This is a genomic window from Nonomuraea sp. NPDC049695, assembly GCF_040674955.1.
Classification (GTDB): domain Bacteria; phylum Actinomycetota; class Actinomycetes; order Streptosporangiales; family Streptosporangiaceae; genus Nonomuraea; species Nonomuraea helvata.
Genome location: NZ_JBFANV010000110.1, coordinates 16599 through 31090 on the forward strand (window position 1 = coordinate 16599; position 14492 = coordinate 31090).

The following is a 14492-nucleotide window of genomic DNA, read 5'->3' on the forward strand; positions in this document are numbered from 1 at the left end:
GAAATGGAAGGGAGTCGCCTTGCTCGGCAAGCGATTCAGCAGGATGGCGATCGGCTCCGTGGCCGGCGTCATGCTCATGGCAGCGGCGGCCTGCGGTGGCAGTGGTGGGGGTACCACGGCCAGCGAGGCGCCCAGCGCCGGCGCCGGCAGTGAGGCGCCGAAGGGCGGCCTCAAGGTGGGTCTGGCGTTCGACGTCGGCGGCCGGGGTGACAAGTCGTTCAACGACGCCGCCTACGCCGGTCTGGAGAAGGCCAAGACGGACCTGAACGCGGACATCAAGGAGCTGAGCCCGGCGGCCGACGGCTCCAACCGCGGCGACCTGCTGCGCCAGCTCGCCGACGCGGGTTACAACCCGATCATCGGCGTCGGCTTCGCGTACGGCGACGACATCAAGAAGACGGCGGCCGAATACCCGGACATCCAGTTCGCGGTCGTGGACTCCGCCTCCAACGGGCCCAACGTGACCGGCCTGCTGTTCGCCGAGGAGCAGGGCTCCTACCTGGCGGGCGTCGCGGCGGCCACCAAGTCCAAGACCAACCACGTGGGCTTCGTCGGCGGCGTCGAGAACGACCTGATCAAGAAGTTCGAGGCGGGCTTCGTGGCGGGCGTGAAGTCGGTCAAGCCGGACGAGAAGATCGACATCAAGTACCTCACCCCCGACGGTGACTTCTCCGGCTTCAAGGCCCCCGACAAGGGCAAGGTCGCGGCCGAGAAGATGTACCAGGACGGCGCCGACATCGTCTACCACGCCGCCGGTGACTCCGGCCTCGGCGTGTTCCAGGCGGCTGCCGCGGCCAAGAAGAAGGCCATCGGCGTCGACTCCGACCAGCGCCAGACGGTCAAGGAAGCCGACCTGCAGCCGGTCATCATGACCTCGATGCTCAAGCGCGTCGACGTCGGCGTCTTCGAGTTCATCAAGGCCTTCCAGGGCGGCGCCAAGGGCGGCACCAACATCACGTACGACCTCAAGGTCGATGGCGTGGGCCTGTCCACCACCGGCGGCGAGATCGACGACATCAAGGACAAGCTCGACGCGGCAAAGAAGGACATCGTCGACGGCAAGATCTCGGTTCCGTCGAAGCCGTAATCGGGGTAGGAGTGACTGCTGAGGGCCCGGAGTCCCCACTTCGGGCCTTCTGTCTATCCCCCGCCCCCCGCTAGGAGAGGCAATGAGTGCTGACACCCTGGCCACGGTGAAACCCGCCGTAGAGCTGGAGGGCATCACCAAGCGTTTCCCCGGTGTCATCGCGAACCACGACATTCGCATCACCGTCCAGCAGGGCACCGTGCACGCCATCGTCGGGGAGAACGGCGCGGGCAAGTCCACGCTGATGAAGATCCTCTACGGCATGCAGAGGCCGGACGAGGGCACCATCAGGGTCAACGGCGAGGAAGTGAGCTTCCGCACGCCCAGCGACGCCATCGGCGTGGGCATCGGCATGGTCCACCAGCACTTCATGCTGGCTGACAACCTGACCGTGCTGGAGAACATCGTCCTCGGCGCCGAGCCGAAGAAGGGCGGCAGGCTCGACACGGCCTCCGCCAGGAAACGCATCACCGAACTGGCCGAGAACCACGGGCTGCGGGTCGACCCCGACAGGCTCGTGGAGGACCTCGGCGTCGGCGACCGCCAGCGCGTGGAGATCCTCAAGGTCCTCTACCGCGGCGCCCGCATCCTGATCCTCGACGAGCCGACGGCCGTGCTGGTGCCGCAGGAGGTCGAGGAGCTCTTCCAGAACCTGCGCGAGCTCAAGGCCGACGGCCTGACGGTCATCTTCATCTCGCACAAGCTCGACGAGGTGCTCGGCATCGCCGACGCGATCACCGTGATCAGGCGCGGCACCACGGTCGCGAGCGTCGACCCCGGCGAGGTCACCGCGCGCGAGCTCGCCGAGCTCATGGTCGGCAGCGAGCTGCCCACGCCCGAGACCCGCGAGTCCACGGTGACCGACGTCGTGGCGCTGAAGGTCGAGCACCTCACCGTGGAGGCCGACGGCCACCACCCGGGCGCCGACCTCGGCAAGCTGCGCGAAGACGGCAAACGCCTGCTCCTCGACGACGTGTCGTTCGAGATCCACAAGGGCGAGATCCTCGGCATCGCCGGGGTCGAGGGCAACGGCCAGTCCGAGCTGATCGAGGCGATCATGGGCATCAGGCCCGCGCACGGCGGCATCGGGCTGGACGGGCAGGACATCAGCACCTGGTCCACGCTCAGGCGCAGGGAGTCCGGGATCGGCTACATCCCGGAGGACCGGCACCGGCAGGGCCTGCTGCTCGAGGCCTCGCTCTGGGAGAACCGCGTGCTCGGCCACCAGACCAGGCAACCCGCCCGCAGCGGCATCTGGATCAACCGCCGGGCCTCCAAGGCCGACACCGAGCGCATCGTCAGGGACTACGACGTACGCACGCCCAGCATCGACACGCTGGCCCTGGCCCTGTCGGGCGGTAACCAGCAGAAGCTGATCGTGGGCCGCGAGATGAGCGGCGAGCCCAAGTTCCTCATCGCCGCCCACCCCACCCGTGGCGTGGACGTCGGCGCGCAGGCCGCCATCTGGGACCACCTGCGCAACGCCAGGGCGGCCGGCCTCGCCGTGCTGCTCATCTCGGCCGACCTCGACGAGCTGATCGGCCTGTCCGACACGCTGCGGGTGATCTACCGAGGCCGGCTCGTGGCCTCTCTCGATCCTTCCGACATCACGCCCGAGAGGCTGGGCGGATACATGACCGGCGCCATCGCCGGCACCGAGGAGTCGTGATGCCCGCAGGCCTCAACCGGGCGCTGCTCACCGTCGTCGGCGCCGTCGTCGCGATCGTCCTGGCGATCGCGATCTCCAGCGTCGCGATCACCGCCGCGGGCGCCAGCCCGCTCGCCGCGCTCGGCGCCTTCTTCGACTTCGGCGCGACTCCGCGGGCGGTGGTCAACGGCGTCGCGACGTTCCTCAACCGTGCCGTGCCGCTGTTCATCGCCGGTCTGGCGGTGGCCGTCGGCTTCCGCATGAACCTCTTCAACATCGGCGTGGAGGGCCAGTACCGCCTCGCGGCCATCGTCGCGGCGTACGTGGGCTCGACGTTCACGGCGCCCAAGCCGGTCCAGATCGCGGTGATCGTCCTGGTCGCGGCGGTCGTCGGCGGCCTGTACGCGCTGATCCCCGCGGTCATGAAGGTGACCAGGGGCGTCAACGAGGTCATCGCGACGATCATGCTGAACTACATCGCGATCAACCTGACGTCCTTCCTCGTGCGGGGACCGTTCGCGGGGCAGCGCGCCGAGGGCCAGCTCACCACGACCACGCCCGAGCTGGCGGACTCGGCGATGTTCCCCAACCTCAACTTCGTCTTCGACTGGTTCGGGCAGCCCCCGCCCACGCGCGGGGGCGGCGTGTGGGGCTTCCTGCTCCTCGCGGTCGTGCTCGGCCTGGTGGTCTGGGTGGTGCTGGAGCGCACCCGCTTCGGCTTCAACGTCAAGGCCAGCGGCCTCAACGGCCCGGCCGCGCTCGCCTCGGGCGTGAACCCCAAGACGATGATCATCGCGGCGATGGTGCTGTCCGGCGCGATCGCCGGGCTCATCGGCTTGCCGGAGATCCTCGGCGACAAGGGCGCGTTCAACTCCAACTTCACCGCCGGGCTGGGCTTCCTCGGCATCGCGGTGGCCCTGCTCGGCAGGAACAAGCCGGCCGGCATCGCGTTCGCCGCGCTGCTGTTCGCCTTCCTCGACCGGGCGCAGGGCGCGCTGCAGATCGCGGAGGTCCCGGCGTCCGTCATCACGATCATCCAAGGCATGATCGTCCTGCTCGTCGTCGTGGCGAACGAGGTGACCAGCCGGCTCGCACTCAGACTCGAAGAACGGCGGGCCGCCCAGCAGCTCGGCAGGAACACTCCGGTTGAGGTGGCAGCATGACCAGGCTTGGCAAGTACCACGTGGCGCTCGTCGGCGTCGCCGCGCTCATCCTGCTGATGTCGCTGGTACGCGTCGTGTCCGGCCAGGACGACATCACCTCGTCCGGCACGTTCGCCGCCGCTCTCCTGCTGGCGGTGCCGATCGGCCTGGCCGGTCTCGGCGGCCTGTGGGCCGAGCGGGCCGGCGTGGTCAACATCGGCCTCGAAGGCATGATGGTGCTCGGCACCTGGTTCGCCGGGTGGGCCGGATACCAGTGGGGTCCCATCGCCGCGCTGCTGGCCGGGCTGCTCGGCGGCGCGCTCGGCGGGCTCATCCATGCCGTCGCGACCGTGACGTTCGGCGTCGACCACATCATCAGCGGTGTCGCGATCAACCTGCTCGGCCCCGGCGTCACCCGGTTCCTGTCGGAGGTGCTCTACAAGGAGGGCACCCCGGCGGCCGACGCGGGCGCGGGCATCACGAGCTCGCCCGCGATCACCTCGCACGTGTGGTCGCCCAGCCTGCCGGTCCTGTCCGACGGGCCCGACCTGCTCGGCAAGTTGGAAGGAACGCACTGGTTCCTGCTCTCCGACCTCGCGGGCATCCTGCGCGGGCTCACGCACAATGTGAACGTGCTGGTCATCCTGGCGGTCCTGCTGCTGCCCCTGACGTTCTTCGTGCTCTGGCGCACGGCGTTCGGCCTGCGGCTGCGCTCGGTGGGCGAGAACCCCTGGGCGGCCGAGTCGCTGGGCGTGAACGTCTACCTGATCAAGTACATCGCGGTCGTGATCTCCGGCGCGTTCGCCGGGCTCGGCGGCGTGTTCCTGGTCTTCGTCTCCACCAAGTACGTCGAGGGCCAGACGGCCGGGCGCGGCTTCATCGGCCTGGCCGCCATGATCTTCGGCAACTGGCGTCCCGGCGGGCTCGCCATCGGCGCCTCCCTGTTCGGCTACGCCGACGGCCTGCAGCTGCGCAGCACCGGGGCGATCACCTCGTTCTTCCTGTTCGGCGCCGTGCTGCTGCTCGTCTACCTGGGCGTCATGGTCCGCCGCATGCTCGCGCCGGACCGGCCGGCCGATCTGGCTGCCAGGAGCGCCAAGGACTACACGCTGATGGCGGTCGCCGCCGCGGGCACGGCCGTGCTCTTCTGGCTCTGGCTGACCGTCGACCAACTGCCGAACGAATTCGTCTTCATCACACCACACGTGCTCACGCTGCTCGTGCTCCTGGTGGCTTCGCAGCGGCTGCGGATGCCCAAGGCCGACGGCGTGCGCTATCGCCGGGGGGAGCAGCATTGAGCGCCATCGACAGGGCCATCGACTGGGACGGCCTGCGGGACACGGCCGCGGACGCCATGCGTAACGCGTACGCGCCGTACTCGAAGTTCCCCGTGGGAGCGGCGGCTCTGGTGGACGACGGGAGGGTGGTCACCGGCTGCAACGTCGAGAACGCCTCTTACGGCGTGGGCCTGTGCGCCGAGTGCGGCCTGGTGTCGGCGCTCCAGTCGTCGGGCGGCGGCCGGCTGGTGGCCTTCACCTGCGTGGACGGGCACGGCGAGCTGCTGATGCCGTGCGGGCGCTGCCGCCAGCTCCTTTATGAGTTCGGCGGCGACGACCTGCTGGTCGAGACCGTGGACGGGCCGAAGCGGATGGCTGAGATCCTGCCGTACGCGTTCGGCCCGCAGGACCTCAGCCGGAGCGCCTGAATGGCCACCGACGACGAGACCCGGAGCGCTTGAATGGACGCCATCGAGGTCATCCGTGCCAAGCGTGACGGCGGGGAGCTGACCACGGCCCAGATCGACTGGGTGATCGACGCGTACACCCGCGGCGGCGTGGCCGACGAGCAGATGTCCGCGCTGGCCATGGCCATCCTCCTGAACGGCATGAACCGCCGCGAGATCGCCGACTGGACGCAGGCCATGATCCGCTCGGGCGAGCGCATGGACTGGTCCGAGCTCGACCGGCCGACCGCCGACAAGCACTCGACGGGCGGCGTCGGCGACAAGATCACGCTGCCGCTGGCTCCGCTGGTGGCGGCCTGCGGCGCGTACGTGCCGCAGCTCTCGGGCCGTGGCCTCGGGCACACCGGCGGCACGCTCGACAAGCTCGAGTCGATCCCCGGCTGGCGGGCCTCGCTCTCCAACGGCGAGATGCTGCACGTGCTGCGCTCGGCGGGCGCGGTCGTGTGCGCGGCCGGGGAGGGGCTGGCGCCGGCCGACAAGAAGCTGTACGCCCTGCGTGACGTCACCGGCACCGTCGAGTCGATCCCGCTGATCGCTTCGTCGATCATGTCCAAGAAGATCGCCGAGGGAACCGGATCGCTCGTCCTCGACGTGAAGGTGGGCTCCGGCGCGTTCATGAAGACCCCTGCGGCGGCCCGCGAGCTGGCCGAGACCATGGTCGCCCTCGGGACGGACGCAGGGGTGCGTACGGTGGCCCTGCTGACGGCGATGGACCGGCCGCTGGGGCGGGCCGTGGGGAACGCCCTGGAGGTCGCGGAGTCCGTCGAGGTGCTCGACGGCGGAGGGCCCGCCGACGTGGTGGAGCTCACCGTACGGCTCGCCAACGAGATGCTGGAGGCCGCGGGGGTGTCCGGGAAGGACCCCGCCAAGGCTCTGGCGGACGGGTCGGCCATGGACGCCTGGCGTCGGATGATCAGCGCGCAGGGCGGGGATCCCGATGGGCTGCTTCCCCGCGCGGCGGAGACGTTGACGGTGGAGGTGCCGTCGTCCGGCGTGCTGACCCGGCTGGACGCGTACGCGGTGGGTCTGGCGGCCTGGCGGCTCGGGGCCGGGCGGGCGCGCAAGGAGGACCCCGTGTCGTTCGGGGCCGGCATCATGCTGCACGCCAAGCCGGGCGATCTGGTGCGCGCGGGGCAGCCGTTGATGACGCTGCACGCGGACGAGACGGAGCGCTTCCCGCGGGCTCTGGAGGCGCTGGAGGGCGCCTACGCGGTGGGCGAGGCGAGCGAGGAGCTGCTTCCCCTGGTCATCGACCGCATCACGGCCTCGTAGCGTCTTCTCCTGTGAGGGTGCGTCCGCGGGCGCCTGTGAGGGTGCGTCAGCGGGCGCCTGTGGGGGTGCGTCAGCGGGCGAGGGCCGGCGCGTCGGCGAAGATCTCGGCGAGGACGGCGCGCTGTGTGGGCAGGGCCTCGGCGTGGCGGGCGCGGCCCTCGTCCGTGATGCAGACGAACACCCCGCGCCGGTCCGCGTCGCAGACCACGCGTGACACGAGCGCGGCCTTCTCCAGGCGGGCCACCACCCGGGACAGGGCACTCTGGCTCAGGTGCACCTCGTCGCAGAGCTCCTGGATGCGGAGCTTCCTGTCGTGATGGACGATCCGGTCCAGCACCTCGAACTCACTAGGCCCCAGCCCGTGCCGATCGCCCAGCTCGCGCTCCAGCGCGCACATGGTCTTGGCGTGCTTGGCCAGGACGTAATGCCAGGTGTCGACCACGAACTCCTCGTCCATGTCGCGGAGGTTACCACTTCGCTAAATTTTATGCAACGGCATTAAATGCGTTTGCATTAGATGCGCTTGCATGTAGTGTTCTGTCCCATGTCCTCTTCCTCATCCCGTTGGGGCGCGCTCGCCGTGCTCTGCGCAGTGATCTTCCTTGACGCCCTTGACGTCTCGATGGTCGGTGTCGCCCTGCCTGCCATTCAGCACGACCTGGGCCTGAGTACCTCATCTCTGCAGTGGGTGGTCAGCGGCTACGTGCTCGGCTATGGCGGTCTTCTGTTGCTCGGGGGCAGGACCGCCGACCTGCTCGGGCGGCGCAGGGTGTTCCTGGTCGCTCTGGGTGTCTTCGCCGTGGCGTCGTTGCTCGGTGGCATTGTGGACGACGGCGGGCTGCTGATCGCGGCCCGGTTCGTCAAGGGTGTGGCCGCCGCGTTCACCGCCCCCGCGGCTTTGTCGATCATCACGACGACTTTTCCTGAGGGGCCGGAGCGCAACCGGGCGTTGAGCATCTTCACCGCCTGCGGCGCCAGCGGCTACTCGCTCGGCCTCGTGCTGTCCGGCCTGCTCACCGAGATCGGCTGGCGCTGGACGTTGCTGATGCCGGTCCCCGTGGCGATCCTCGCCCTGCTGGTCGCGCCGAAGGTGCTGCGCGGCCGTGACGAGCGGGCCGAAGGCGGTCACGACCTGATCGGCGCCGTGCTGATCACCGCGTCCATGCTGCTGCTGGTGTTCACGGTCGTGCAGGCGCCCGAGGCCGGCTGGGCCTCGTTGCAGACCATCGGCTCGCTGGTGGCGGTGGCCGTGCTGCTCGGCCTGTTCGTCTTCGCCGAGCAGCGGATGCGGCACCCGCTGGTCCGCCTCGGCATCCTGCGCTCCGGCCACATCGTCCGCGCCAACCTGGGGCTGCTCATCCTCATGGGCTCGTACGTGGCCTTCCAGTTCGTGGCCATGCAGTACTTCCAGAACCTCCTCGGCTGGTCGGCCCTGGGCACCGCCCTGGCGTTCCTGCCCGCGGGCCTGCTCGTCGCGGTCACCTCGACCAAGATGGGCGACTTCGCCGACAGGTTCGGCACCGGCAAGCTGATCGTCATCGGCTCCGCCGCGCTGGCCGGCGGGTACGCGATCTTCCTCGGCATCGACCGCGACCCGAGCCTGGCCGGCATGGTGATCCCGGGCATGCTCCTCATGGGCATCGCGTTCGCGCTCTCGTTCCCCTCGCTGAACATCCAGGCCACCACCGGCGTGGACGACGACGAGCAGGGTCTGGCCTCCGGGCTGCTGAACACCTCCGGCCAGGTGGGCGGCGCGATCGTGCTGGCCGTGGTCACCGCCGTGCTCACCTCGGGCGGCGGCGAGACGCTCTCGATCGGCTCGCTGCGCTCGGCGATCGTGGTGTCGCTGGTGCTGGCCGTGGTCGGCCTGGCGATCTCGGCCACCGGCCTGCGCGCCCGCAAGGCCCCGGCCGTCGCGGAGGCCGGCGAGAACGCCAAGGTCTACGAGACCGTCTGACCGCCACCCGGCAGCACTGCCACCCGGCAGCACTGCCACTCGACAGCAGGGCCCCGTCGCACCCGGCGGGGCCCTGTCGCGTCATTTCGACCCGGTCGCGAACGACGGCAGGGAAACCCGCGCCGATCCGCCGCTTGCAGGCCCGTAACCTGGGCATCTACCGGGCATGCGCTCGTCATCCCCGGCCGCGCGCCGAACGTCCCGCTGCCGCGCGGCCGTTCTGCCGGCCTGCCTCGCCCTGCTCACCGCCTGCGGCACGGGCACGCAAGCCGTGCTGACGGACACCCCGTCCGTCACCGGGCCTGCCGGGCACGAGCCCGGCGCGCCGACGAGCACCGCCGAGGTGGACGTCCAGCGCGACGGCATCGAGCCCGCCGTCGTGACAGGCGTGCGGTACGCCGCCCACGACACCTACGACCGCGTGGTCGTCGATCTGAAGGGCGAGGTCCCCGGATACACCGTCAGGTGGGTGGAGCAGTTCCTGGAGGAGGGCTCGGGCAAGCCCATCGAGGTGCGCGGCGGGACGTACCTCCAGGTCACGCTCTCCCCGGCCGACGCCCACGACGCCGGCGGCAAGCCCACATGGACAGGCGGCCCCGTCTTCCCCGCGAACCTGGAGAACCTCACCGAAGTCGTCAGGACCGGCGACTTCGAGGGCCATGTCGGCATCGGGCTGGTGCTGGCGAGGCAGGCCGCGTTCCAGCTCAACGAGCAGGGCGAGCCCAGCCGCCTGATCATCGACGTGGCACACTGACCTCGTGGTGAGAAAGATCGAGGCCCCGGCCCGCATACCCGTTCCCGGCGGCAAGCTCATCGACGAGCACGTCGGCCGCGTCAACAGTGGTGATGACGCGATCTCCATAGCTCACATGACGGCTCCGCCCGGCTGGACCGAGCCGCCGCAGACGCCGGAGTTCACCGAGTACACCGTGGTCCTGCGCGGCCTGGTGCTGGTCGAGCACGCCGAGGGCACGACGGAGGTCGCGGCCGGGCAGTCGGTGGTGACGTCACCGGGGGAGAAGGTCCGCTACAGCACCGGCCCCGAGGGCGCCGAGTACATCGCGGTGTGCCTGCCCGCCTTCTCGCCGGAGAGCGCCGGTCGCGACTGAGCCGTACCACGTGGACGCCCTTATCATGGCCAGATGAGTCCCACGCTTGACGCGATCCGGCGGGCTCCCAAGGTGCTGCTGCACGATCACCTCGACGGCGGGCTCCGCGCCGAGACGATCGTCGAGCTGGCCAGGGAGACCGGCTACGATCGGCTGCCGACCACCGATCCCGACAACCTTCGCCAGTGGTTCGAGGAGGCGTCCGACTCGGGCTCGCTCGAGCGCTACCTGGAGACGTTCGAGCACACCGTCGGCATCATGCAGACGCGCGAGTCGCTCGAGCGCGTGGCCGCCGAGTGCGCTCAGGACCTGGCGGCCGACGGCGTGGTCTACGCCGAGGTGCGCTTCGCGCCCGAGCAGCACACCACCATGGGGTTGAGCCTCGACGAGGTCGTCGAGGCGGTGCTCGAGGGGTTCAGTAAGGGCTCGGCGGGGCGCGGCATCCGCGTCGGCACGCTGCTCACGGCCATGCGGCACAAGGCGCGCTCCATGGAGATCGCCGAGCTGGCCGTGCGCTACCGCGACGTGGGCGTGGTGGGGTTCGACATCGCCGGAGCCGAGGCGGGCTACCCGCCCACGCGGCATCTCGACGCGTTCGAGTACCTCCAGCGGGAGAACGCCCACTTCACCATCCATGCGGGCGAGGCGTTCGGCCTGCCGTCGATCTGGCAGGCGATCCAGTGGTGCGGCGCCGACCGGCTCGGGCACGGCGTGCGGATCATCGACGACATCTCCGTGGCCGAGGACGGCTCCGCCAAGCTGGGGCGGCTGGCGGCGTACGTGCGTGACAAGCGCATCCCGCTGGAGATGTGCCCCACCTCCAACCTGCAGACCGGGGCCGCCGCGTCGATCGCCGAGCACCCCATCGGGCTGCTGCGGCGGTTGAACTTCCGGGTCACCGTCAACACCGACAACCGGCTGATGAGCGCGACCAGCGTGTCGCAGGAGTGCGCCAAGCTGGTCGAGGCGTTCGGCTACGGCTGGGATGACCTGCAGTGGTTCGCGGTCAATGCGATGAAGTCGGCGTTCATCCCGTTCGACGAGCGGCTGGCGCTGATCAACGGCGTGATCAAGCCGGGTTTCGCGCAGCTCAAGTGGCAGCCGTGAAGCAGATCTACCGGTCCAGGACCGCGTTCGTGCTGGGGTGGGTCTGGCTGGCCTTCGTCGCCTTCAACGTATGGGACCTGATCGCCCACTACACCGGCAAGGCCTCGCTGGTCGCCCTGGCCGTGCTCGGCGCTCTGACGGCGCTGGTCTACGTGGTCGCGCTGCGCCCCGCCACCGTGTTCACGGAGGAGGGCCTGCTGGGCCGCAACCCGCTCCGCACCACGTTCCTGCCGTGGGCCTCGGTCGGGGACGTGACGGTGTCCCACTCGATCAACGTCGAGTACGGCGACGGGCAGGTGCTGCGGCTCTGGACGCCGATGAGCAGCGCCCGGGAGCGGGCCAGGGCGCAGCGGCGCGGGGCGCCCAGGCAGACGCGGGGGCGCTACCGCACCGAGCCCACGCTGTCGAAGGCCGAGCAGGCGGCGGCGGAGGCGTTCGCGGGAAAGACACACGCCGACTGGGTGGGCGAGCAGATCCGCGAGCGCGCCGAGTCGGCCAGATATCGCGATCAGGAGGCGGCGCCGGGCCGGGTCACGTGGTCCTACGACGCCATCGCGGTGCTGGTGGTGGCCGTGGTGCTGGTGGTCGCGGCGATCGTCATCGCCTAGGCCTGGTGACGCATGAGGTCGGCGAGCAGGGCCTCCTTAGGTTGACCCTGACACGGTGTGAGGCCCTACACCTGGAGGCGTCATGTTCAGCATCGGAGATTTCGCCAGGCTCGGGCTGGTGTCGGTGCGGATGTTGCGCCACTACGACGCCATCGGCCTGCTGCGCCCCGCGCACGTGGACCCGGTCACGGGCTACCGCTCCTATCAGGCCGCGCAGCTGTCCAGGCTCAACCGGATTGTCGCGATCAAGGACCTCGGCTTCACGCTGGAGCAGGTCAGCGCGATCCTGGACGAGAAGGTCAGCGCGGAGGAGCTGCACGGCATGGTACGCATGCGCCGCGCCCAGCTCGAAGCCCAGATCAACGCCGACCTGGCCAGGCTCCGAGGCGTCGAGGCGCGATTGCGCACCATCGAGAGGGAGGGCCACTTGCAGACGGCGGAGATCGTCCTCAAGGCGGTGAGCCCCGTCCGGGTCGCCGAGCTGAGCGCCCGGGCGGCCAGCTATGAGAGCGAGCACATCGGCCCCGTGATCAAACCGCTCTTCGGCGAGATCTGCCGCCGGGTGGAGGCCGCCTCCGTCCGGATCACCGGTCCGGGGCTCGCGTACTACGAAGAGGAGGACGACGGGTCCGTCATGATCCACGCCTGCCTGCCGGCCGCCGTGACGTCCGGCGACCCGTACGACTTCCAGGTGGTGGACCTGCCCGCGCTGCCGACCGCGGCCACGATCATCCACCATGGGTCGATGGACGCGACGCTGCCGACGTTCCAGGCGCTGGCCCACTGGATCGAGGAGAACGGCTACCGTTCCCTGGGGCTGGCGAGGGAGATCTCCCTCTACTGCCCCGACAACCTGGACGAATGGGTCACCGAGCTCCAGATCGAGGTGACTCCGGCGTAGTGGATGCGACGGAGCTGGAGTGGCACCGGGGCGAGCTGACCGGTTACTGCTACCGCATGCTGGGCTCGGGGTTCGAGGCCGAGGACGCGGTGCAGGAGACGTTCGTCCGGGCGTGGCGCACGTACGACGCCTCGCGCGGACCGCTGCGCTCGTGGCTGTTCCACCTGGCCACGAACATCTGCCTCGACATGCTGCGCGGCCCGCAACGCCGCGCCCGCGCCATGGACCTCGGCCCGGCCGCCGTCCCTGGCGCCGAACTGGGCGCGCCCCTCCCTCCCGAACGCTGGATCCACCCCATCCCGGACAGCCGGCTCAGCCCCGAGGACCTGGCGGTGGCCCGCGAGACCGTCCGCCTGGCCTTCGTGGCGGCCCTGCAGCACCTCCCGCCCCGGCAGCGCGCCGTCCTCATCCTCCGCGACGTGCTCAAATGGAGCGCCGCCGAGACCGCCGTCCTGCTGTCCACCACGGTCACGTCCGTCAACAGCACCCTGCAACGGGCCCGCGCCAAGCTTCCCGCCGTGGGGCCCGCCGACCTGGAGGTGGACGAGGAGCTGCTGTCCCGCTACGTGTCCGCCTTCGAGCGGTACGACGTGACCGCGCTGGTGTCGCTGCTGCACGAGGACGCCACGATGTCGATGCCGCCGTTCACGTGGTGGCTGCGGGGCCGCGAGAGCATCCGGGCGGTGCTGCTCGCGTCGGACGCGCCGTGCGCCGGCGCCCGCCTCCTGCCGACCCGCGCCAACGGCTCCCCGGCCCTCGGCCAGTACATGGACGGCCGGCCGTTCGCCCTGGTCGTCCTGGACGTCGCGGGCGGCCTGATCACGGGCGTGACCACGTACCTGGATCCCGGCCTGTTCCCCTTCTTCGACCTGCCGATGAGTTTCGCCCACGCGCTCCGTAATGAGGGGTGAAGGAGGAAACATGCCACACATCATCGATTTCCCGGACCGTCCTTACATCGGGATCCGCAAGACCATCACCATGACCAGCTTCGGCCTGGTCGGGGATCGTATCGCCGGCCTGATCGGCTGGCTCGCCGAACGCGGCGTGGCCCTCGCCGGGGCCCCGTTCTTCAGGTACGACAGCATCAACATGGCCGAGGACCGGCTGGTGGTCCAGGCCGGGGTGCCGGTCGCCACGCCGGTGGAGGGTGAGGGCGACGTCTTCGCCGACGTCCTCCCCGCGGGCCGCTACGTCACGGCCTCCCACCACGGCCACCCGGACCAGTTGGCCGGCGTCATCTCCTCGGTGCTGAAGTGGGGCGAGGAGCAGGGGCTCGCCTGGGACATGACGGAGAAGGACGGGACCGAGCACTGGGGCTGCCGCCTGGAGTTCTACCAGACCAATCCGCTGGAGGAGCCCGACATGAACAACTGGGACACCGAACTCCAGTTCCGCCTGGCCTGACCTCGAAGGCGCCTCAACGCATCGCCTTCGCGATGAGGTGCCGCGCACGTCGAGGGCTCCAGCCAGCGCCCGTGTGGGGGGCCCGGCCCCCCCCCACACCCCCAGCCCCGAAGCATCGCCAAAGGCCAAGAGCCGGCAAGGGAGACACGGTTAGCCATGCGCAGCGGTGAGCTCGACTACTCTGGGGCGGCCGGGCCATTCGGTCCCCGTGTCGTCTGCTCTGGAGCGCGCCTCGATGAACTGGCTCTATCTCGTGGGGATCGTCGTCTTCCTCCTGGGATTGATGTTCTCCATCGCGCTGCACGAGATCGGCCACCTCGTGCCCGCGAAGATCTTCGGCGTGCGGGTGACCCAGTACATGGTGGGCTTCGGCCCGACCGCCTGGTCACGGCGCAAGGGCGAGACGGAGTACGGCATCAAGTGGATCCCGTTCGGCGGCTACATCCGCATGATCGGCATGCTGCCGCCCCGGCCGGGTGACGACCCCACCAAGCTCAGGAGCAACGCCAC

General features: G+C 69.9%; 16 protein-coding genes. 15 read left to right on the forward strand and 1 reads right to left on the reverse strand.

Going from position 1 to position 14492, the window contains the following annotated elements; genetic code table 11:
- Positions 1-19: 19 nt before the first annotated feature.
- The 6 genes from AB0J64_RS49605 to AB0J64_RS49630 all read left to right on the forward strand — a co-directional run bounded on the left by AB0J64_RS49605 (position 20) and on the right by AB0J64_RS49630 (position 6893).
- On the forward strand, positions 20-1087 hold the full coding sequence (locus AB0J64_RS49605; RefSeq protein WP_364043823.1) for a BMP family ABC transporter substrate-binding protein: 1068 nt from the start codon (positions 20-22) through the stop codon (positions 1085-1087).
- A gap of 82 nt (positions 1088-1169) precedes the next feature.
- Positions 1170-2756, forward strand: coding sequence for an ABC transporter ATP-binding protein (locus AB0J64_RS49610; RefSeq protein WP_364043826.1), 1587 nt, complete (start codon positions 1170-1172; stop codon positions 2754-2756).
- On the forward strand, positions 2756-3898 hold the full coding sequence (locus AB0J64_RS49615; RefSeq protein ID WP_364043829.1) for an ABC transporter permease: 1143 nt from the start codon (positions 2756-2758) through the stop codon (positions 3896-3898). Before AB0J64_RS49610 ends, AB0J64_RS49615 begins: the two co-directional genes overlap by 1 nt.
- Positions 3895-5175, forward strand: coding sequence for an ABC transporter permease (locus tag AB0J64_RS49620; protein WP_364043832.1), 1281 nt, complete (start codon positions 3895-3897; stop codon positions 5173-5175). Before AB0J64_RS49615 ends, AB0J64_RS49620 begins: the two co-directional genes overlap by 4 nt.
- 5 nt (positions 5176-5180) lie before the next feature.
- A complete protein-coding gene (locus tag AB0J64_RS49625) occupies positions 5181-5582 on the forward strand; it encodes a cytidine deaminase (RefSeq protein ID WP_364043865.1) in 402 nt (133 codons plus the stop codon).
- A gap of 33 nt (positions 5583-5615) precedes the next feature.
- A complete protein-coding gene (locus AB0J64_RS49630; RefSeq protein WP_364043835.1) occupies positions 5616-6893 on the forward strand; it encodes a thymidine phosphorylase in 1278 nt (425 codons plus the stop codon).
- Positions 6894-6963: 70 nt separating this feature from the next.
- On the opposite strand, the gene AB0J64_RS49635 is transcribed toward AB0J64_RS49630, so the two are convergent.
- Positions 6964-7350, reverse strand: coding sequence for a MarR family transcriptional regulator (locus AB0J64_RS49635; RefSeq protein ID WP_364043838.1), 387 nt, complete (start codon positions 7348-7350; stop codon positions 6964-6966).
- Between the two features lie 87 nt (positions 7351-7437).
- On the opposite strand from AB0J64_RS49635, the gene AB0J64_RS49640 reads away from it, so the two are divergent.
- The 9 genes from AB0J64_RS49640 to AB0J64_RS49680 all read left to right on the forward strand — a co-directional run.
- Positions 7438-8850: an MFS transporter gene (locus AB0J64_RS49640; RefSeq protein ID WP_364043841.1), complete on the forward strand. Its 1413-nt coding sequence runs from the start codon at positions 7438-7440 to the stop codon at positions 8848-8850.
- 166 nt (positions 8851-9016) lie between these two features.
- The gene (locus AB0J64_RS49645) at positions 9017-9604 is read left to right on the forward strand and encodes a hypothetical protein (RefSeq protein WP_364043844.1); all 588 of its coding nucleotides are present in this window, start codon (positions 9017-9019) and stop codon (positions 9602-9604) included.
- A gap of 4 nt (positions 9605-9608) precedes the next feature.
- Positions 9609-9959: a cupin gene (locus AB0J64_RS49650; RefSeq protein ID WP_344997218.1), complete on the forward strand. Its 351-nt coding sequence runs from the start codon at positions 9609-9611 to the stop codon at positions 9957-9959.
- 33 nt (positions 9960-9992) lie between these two features.
- Positions 9993-11066: an adenosine deaminase gene (locus tag AB0J64_RS49655; protein WP_364043847.1), complete on the forward strand. Its 1074-nt coding sequence runs from the start codon at positions 9993-9995 to the stop codon at positions 11064-11066.
- Positions 11063-11674: a hypothetical protein gene (locus tag AB0J64_RS49660; RefSeq protein WP_364043850.1), complete on the forward strand. Its 612-nt coding sequence runs from the start codon at positions 11063-11065 to the stop codon at positions 11672-11674. Before AB0J64_RS49655 ends, AB0J64_RS49660 begins: the two co-directional genes overlap by 4 nt.
- A gap of 82 nt (positions 11675-11756) precedes the next feature.
- Positions 11757-12575, forward strand: coding sequence for a MerR family transcriptional regulator (locus tag AB0J64_RS49665; RefSeq protein ID WP_364043853.1), 819 nt, complete (start codon positions 11757-11759; stop codon positions 12573-12575).
- A complete protein-coding gene (locus tag AB0J64_RS49670) occupies positions 12575-13486 on the forward strand; it encodes a sigma-70 family RNA polymerase sigma factor (protein ID WP_364043856.1) in 912 nt (303 codons plus the stop codon). Before AB0J64_RS49665 ends, AB0J64_RS49670 begins: the two co-directional genes overlap by 1 nt.
- Before the next feature lie 10 nt (positions 13487-13496).
- Complete coding sequence (locus tag AB0J64_RS49675; protein WP_364043859.1) at positions 13497-13982, forward strand: GyrI-like domain-containing protein; 486 nt, start codon at positions 13497-13499, stop codon at positions 13980-13982.
- A gap of 235 nt (positions 13983-14217) precedes the next feature.
- A partial coding sequence (locus AB0J64_RS49680) for a site-2 protease family protein (protein ID WP_364043862.1) occupies positions 14218-14492 on the forward strand: 275 nt, incomplete at its 3' end.

Bases quoted from the DNA above. Each gene is read 5' to 3' on its own strand.
- AB0J64_RS49645 (WP_364043844.1), top strand. From the start codon at position 9,017: ATGCGCTCGTCATCCCCGGCCGCGCGCCGAACGTCCCGCTGCCGCGCG.
- AB0J64_RS49665 (WP_364043853.1), top strand. From the start codon at position 11,757: ATGTTCAGCATCGGAGATTTCGCCAGGCTCGGGCTGGTGTCGGTGCGG.
- AB0J64_RS49655 (WP_364043847.1), top strand. From the start codon at position 9,993: ATGAGTCCCACGCTTGACGCGATCCGGCGGGCTCCCAAGGTGCTGCTG.
- AB0J64_RS49640 (WP_364043841.1), top strand. From the start codon at position 7,438: ATGTCCTCTTCCTCATCCCGTTGGGGCGCGCTCGCCGTGCTCTGCGCA.
- AB0J64_RS49620 (WP_364043832.1), top strand. From the start codon at position 3,895: ATGACCAGGCTTGGCAAGTACCACGTGGCGCTCGTCGGCGTCGCCGCG.
- AB0J64_RS49610 (WP_364043826.1), top strand. From the start codon at position 1,170: ATGAGTGCTGACACCCTGGCCACGGTGAAACCCGCCGTAGAGCTGGAG.
- AB0J64_RS49635 (WP_364043838.1), bottom strand. From the start codon at position 7,350: ATGGACGAGGAGTTCGTGGTCGACACCTGGCATTACGTCCTGGCCAAG.
- AB0J64_RS49675 (WP_364043859.1), top strand. From the start codon at position 13,497: ATGCCACACATCATCGATTTCCCGGACCGTCCTTACATCGGGATCCGC.
- AB0J64_RS49615 (WP_364043829.1), top strand. From the start codon at position 2,756: ATGCCCGCAGGCCTCAACCGGGCGCTGCTCACCGTCGTCGGCGCCGTC.
- AB0J64_RS49630 (WP_364043835.1), top strand. From the start codon at position 5,616: ATGGACGCCATCGAGGTCATCCGTGCCAAGCGTGACGGCGGGGAGCTG.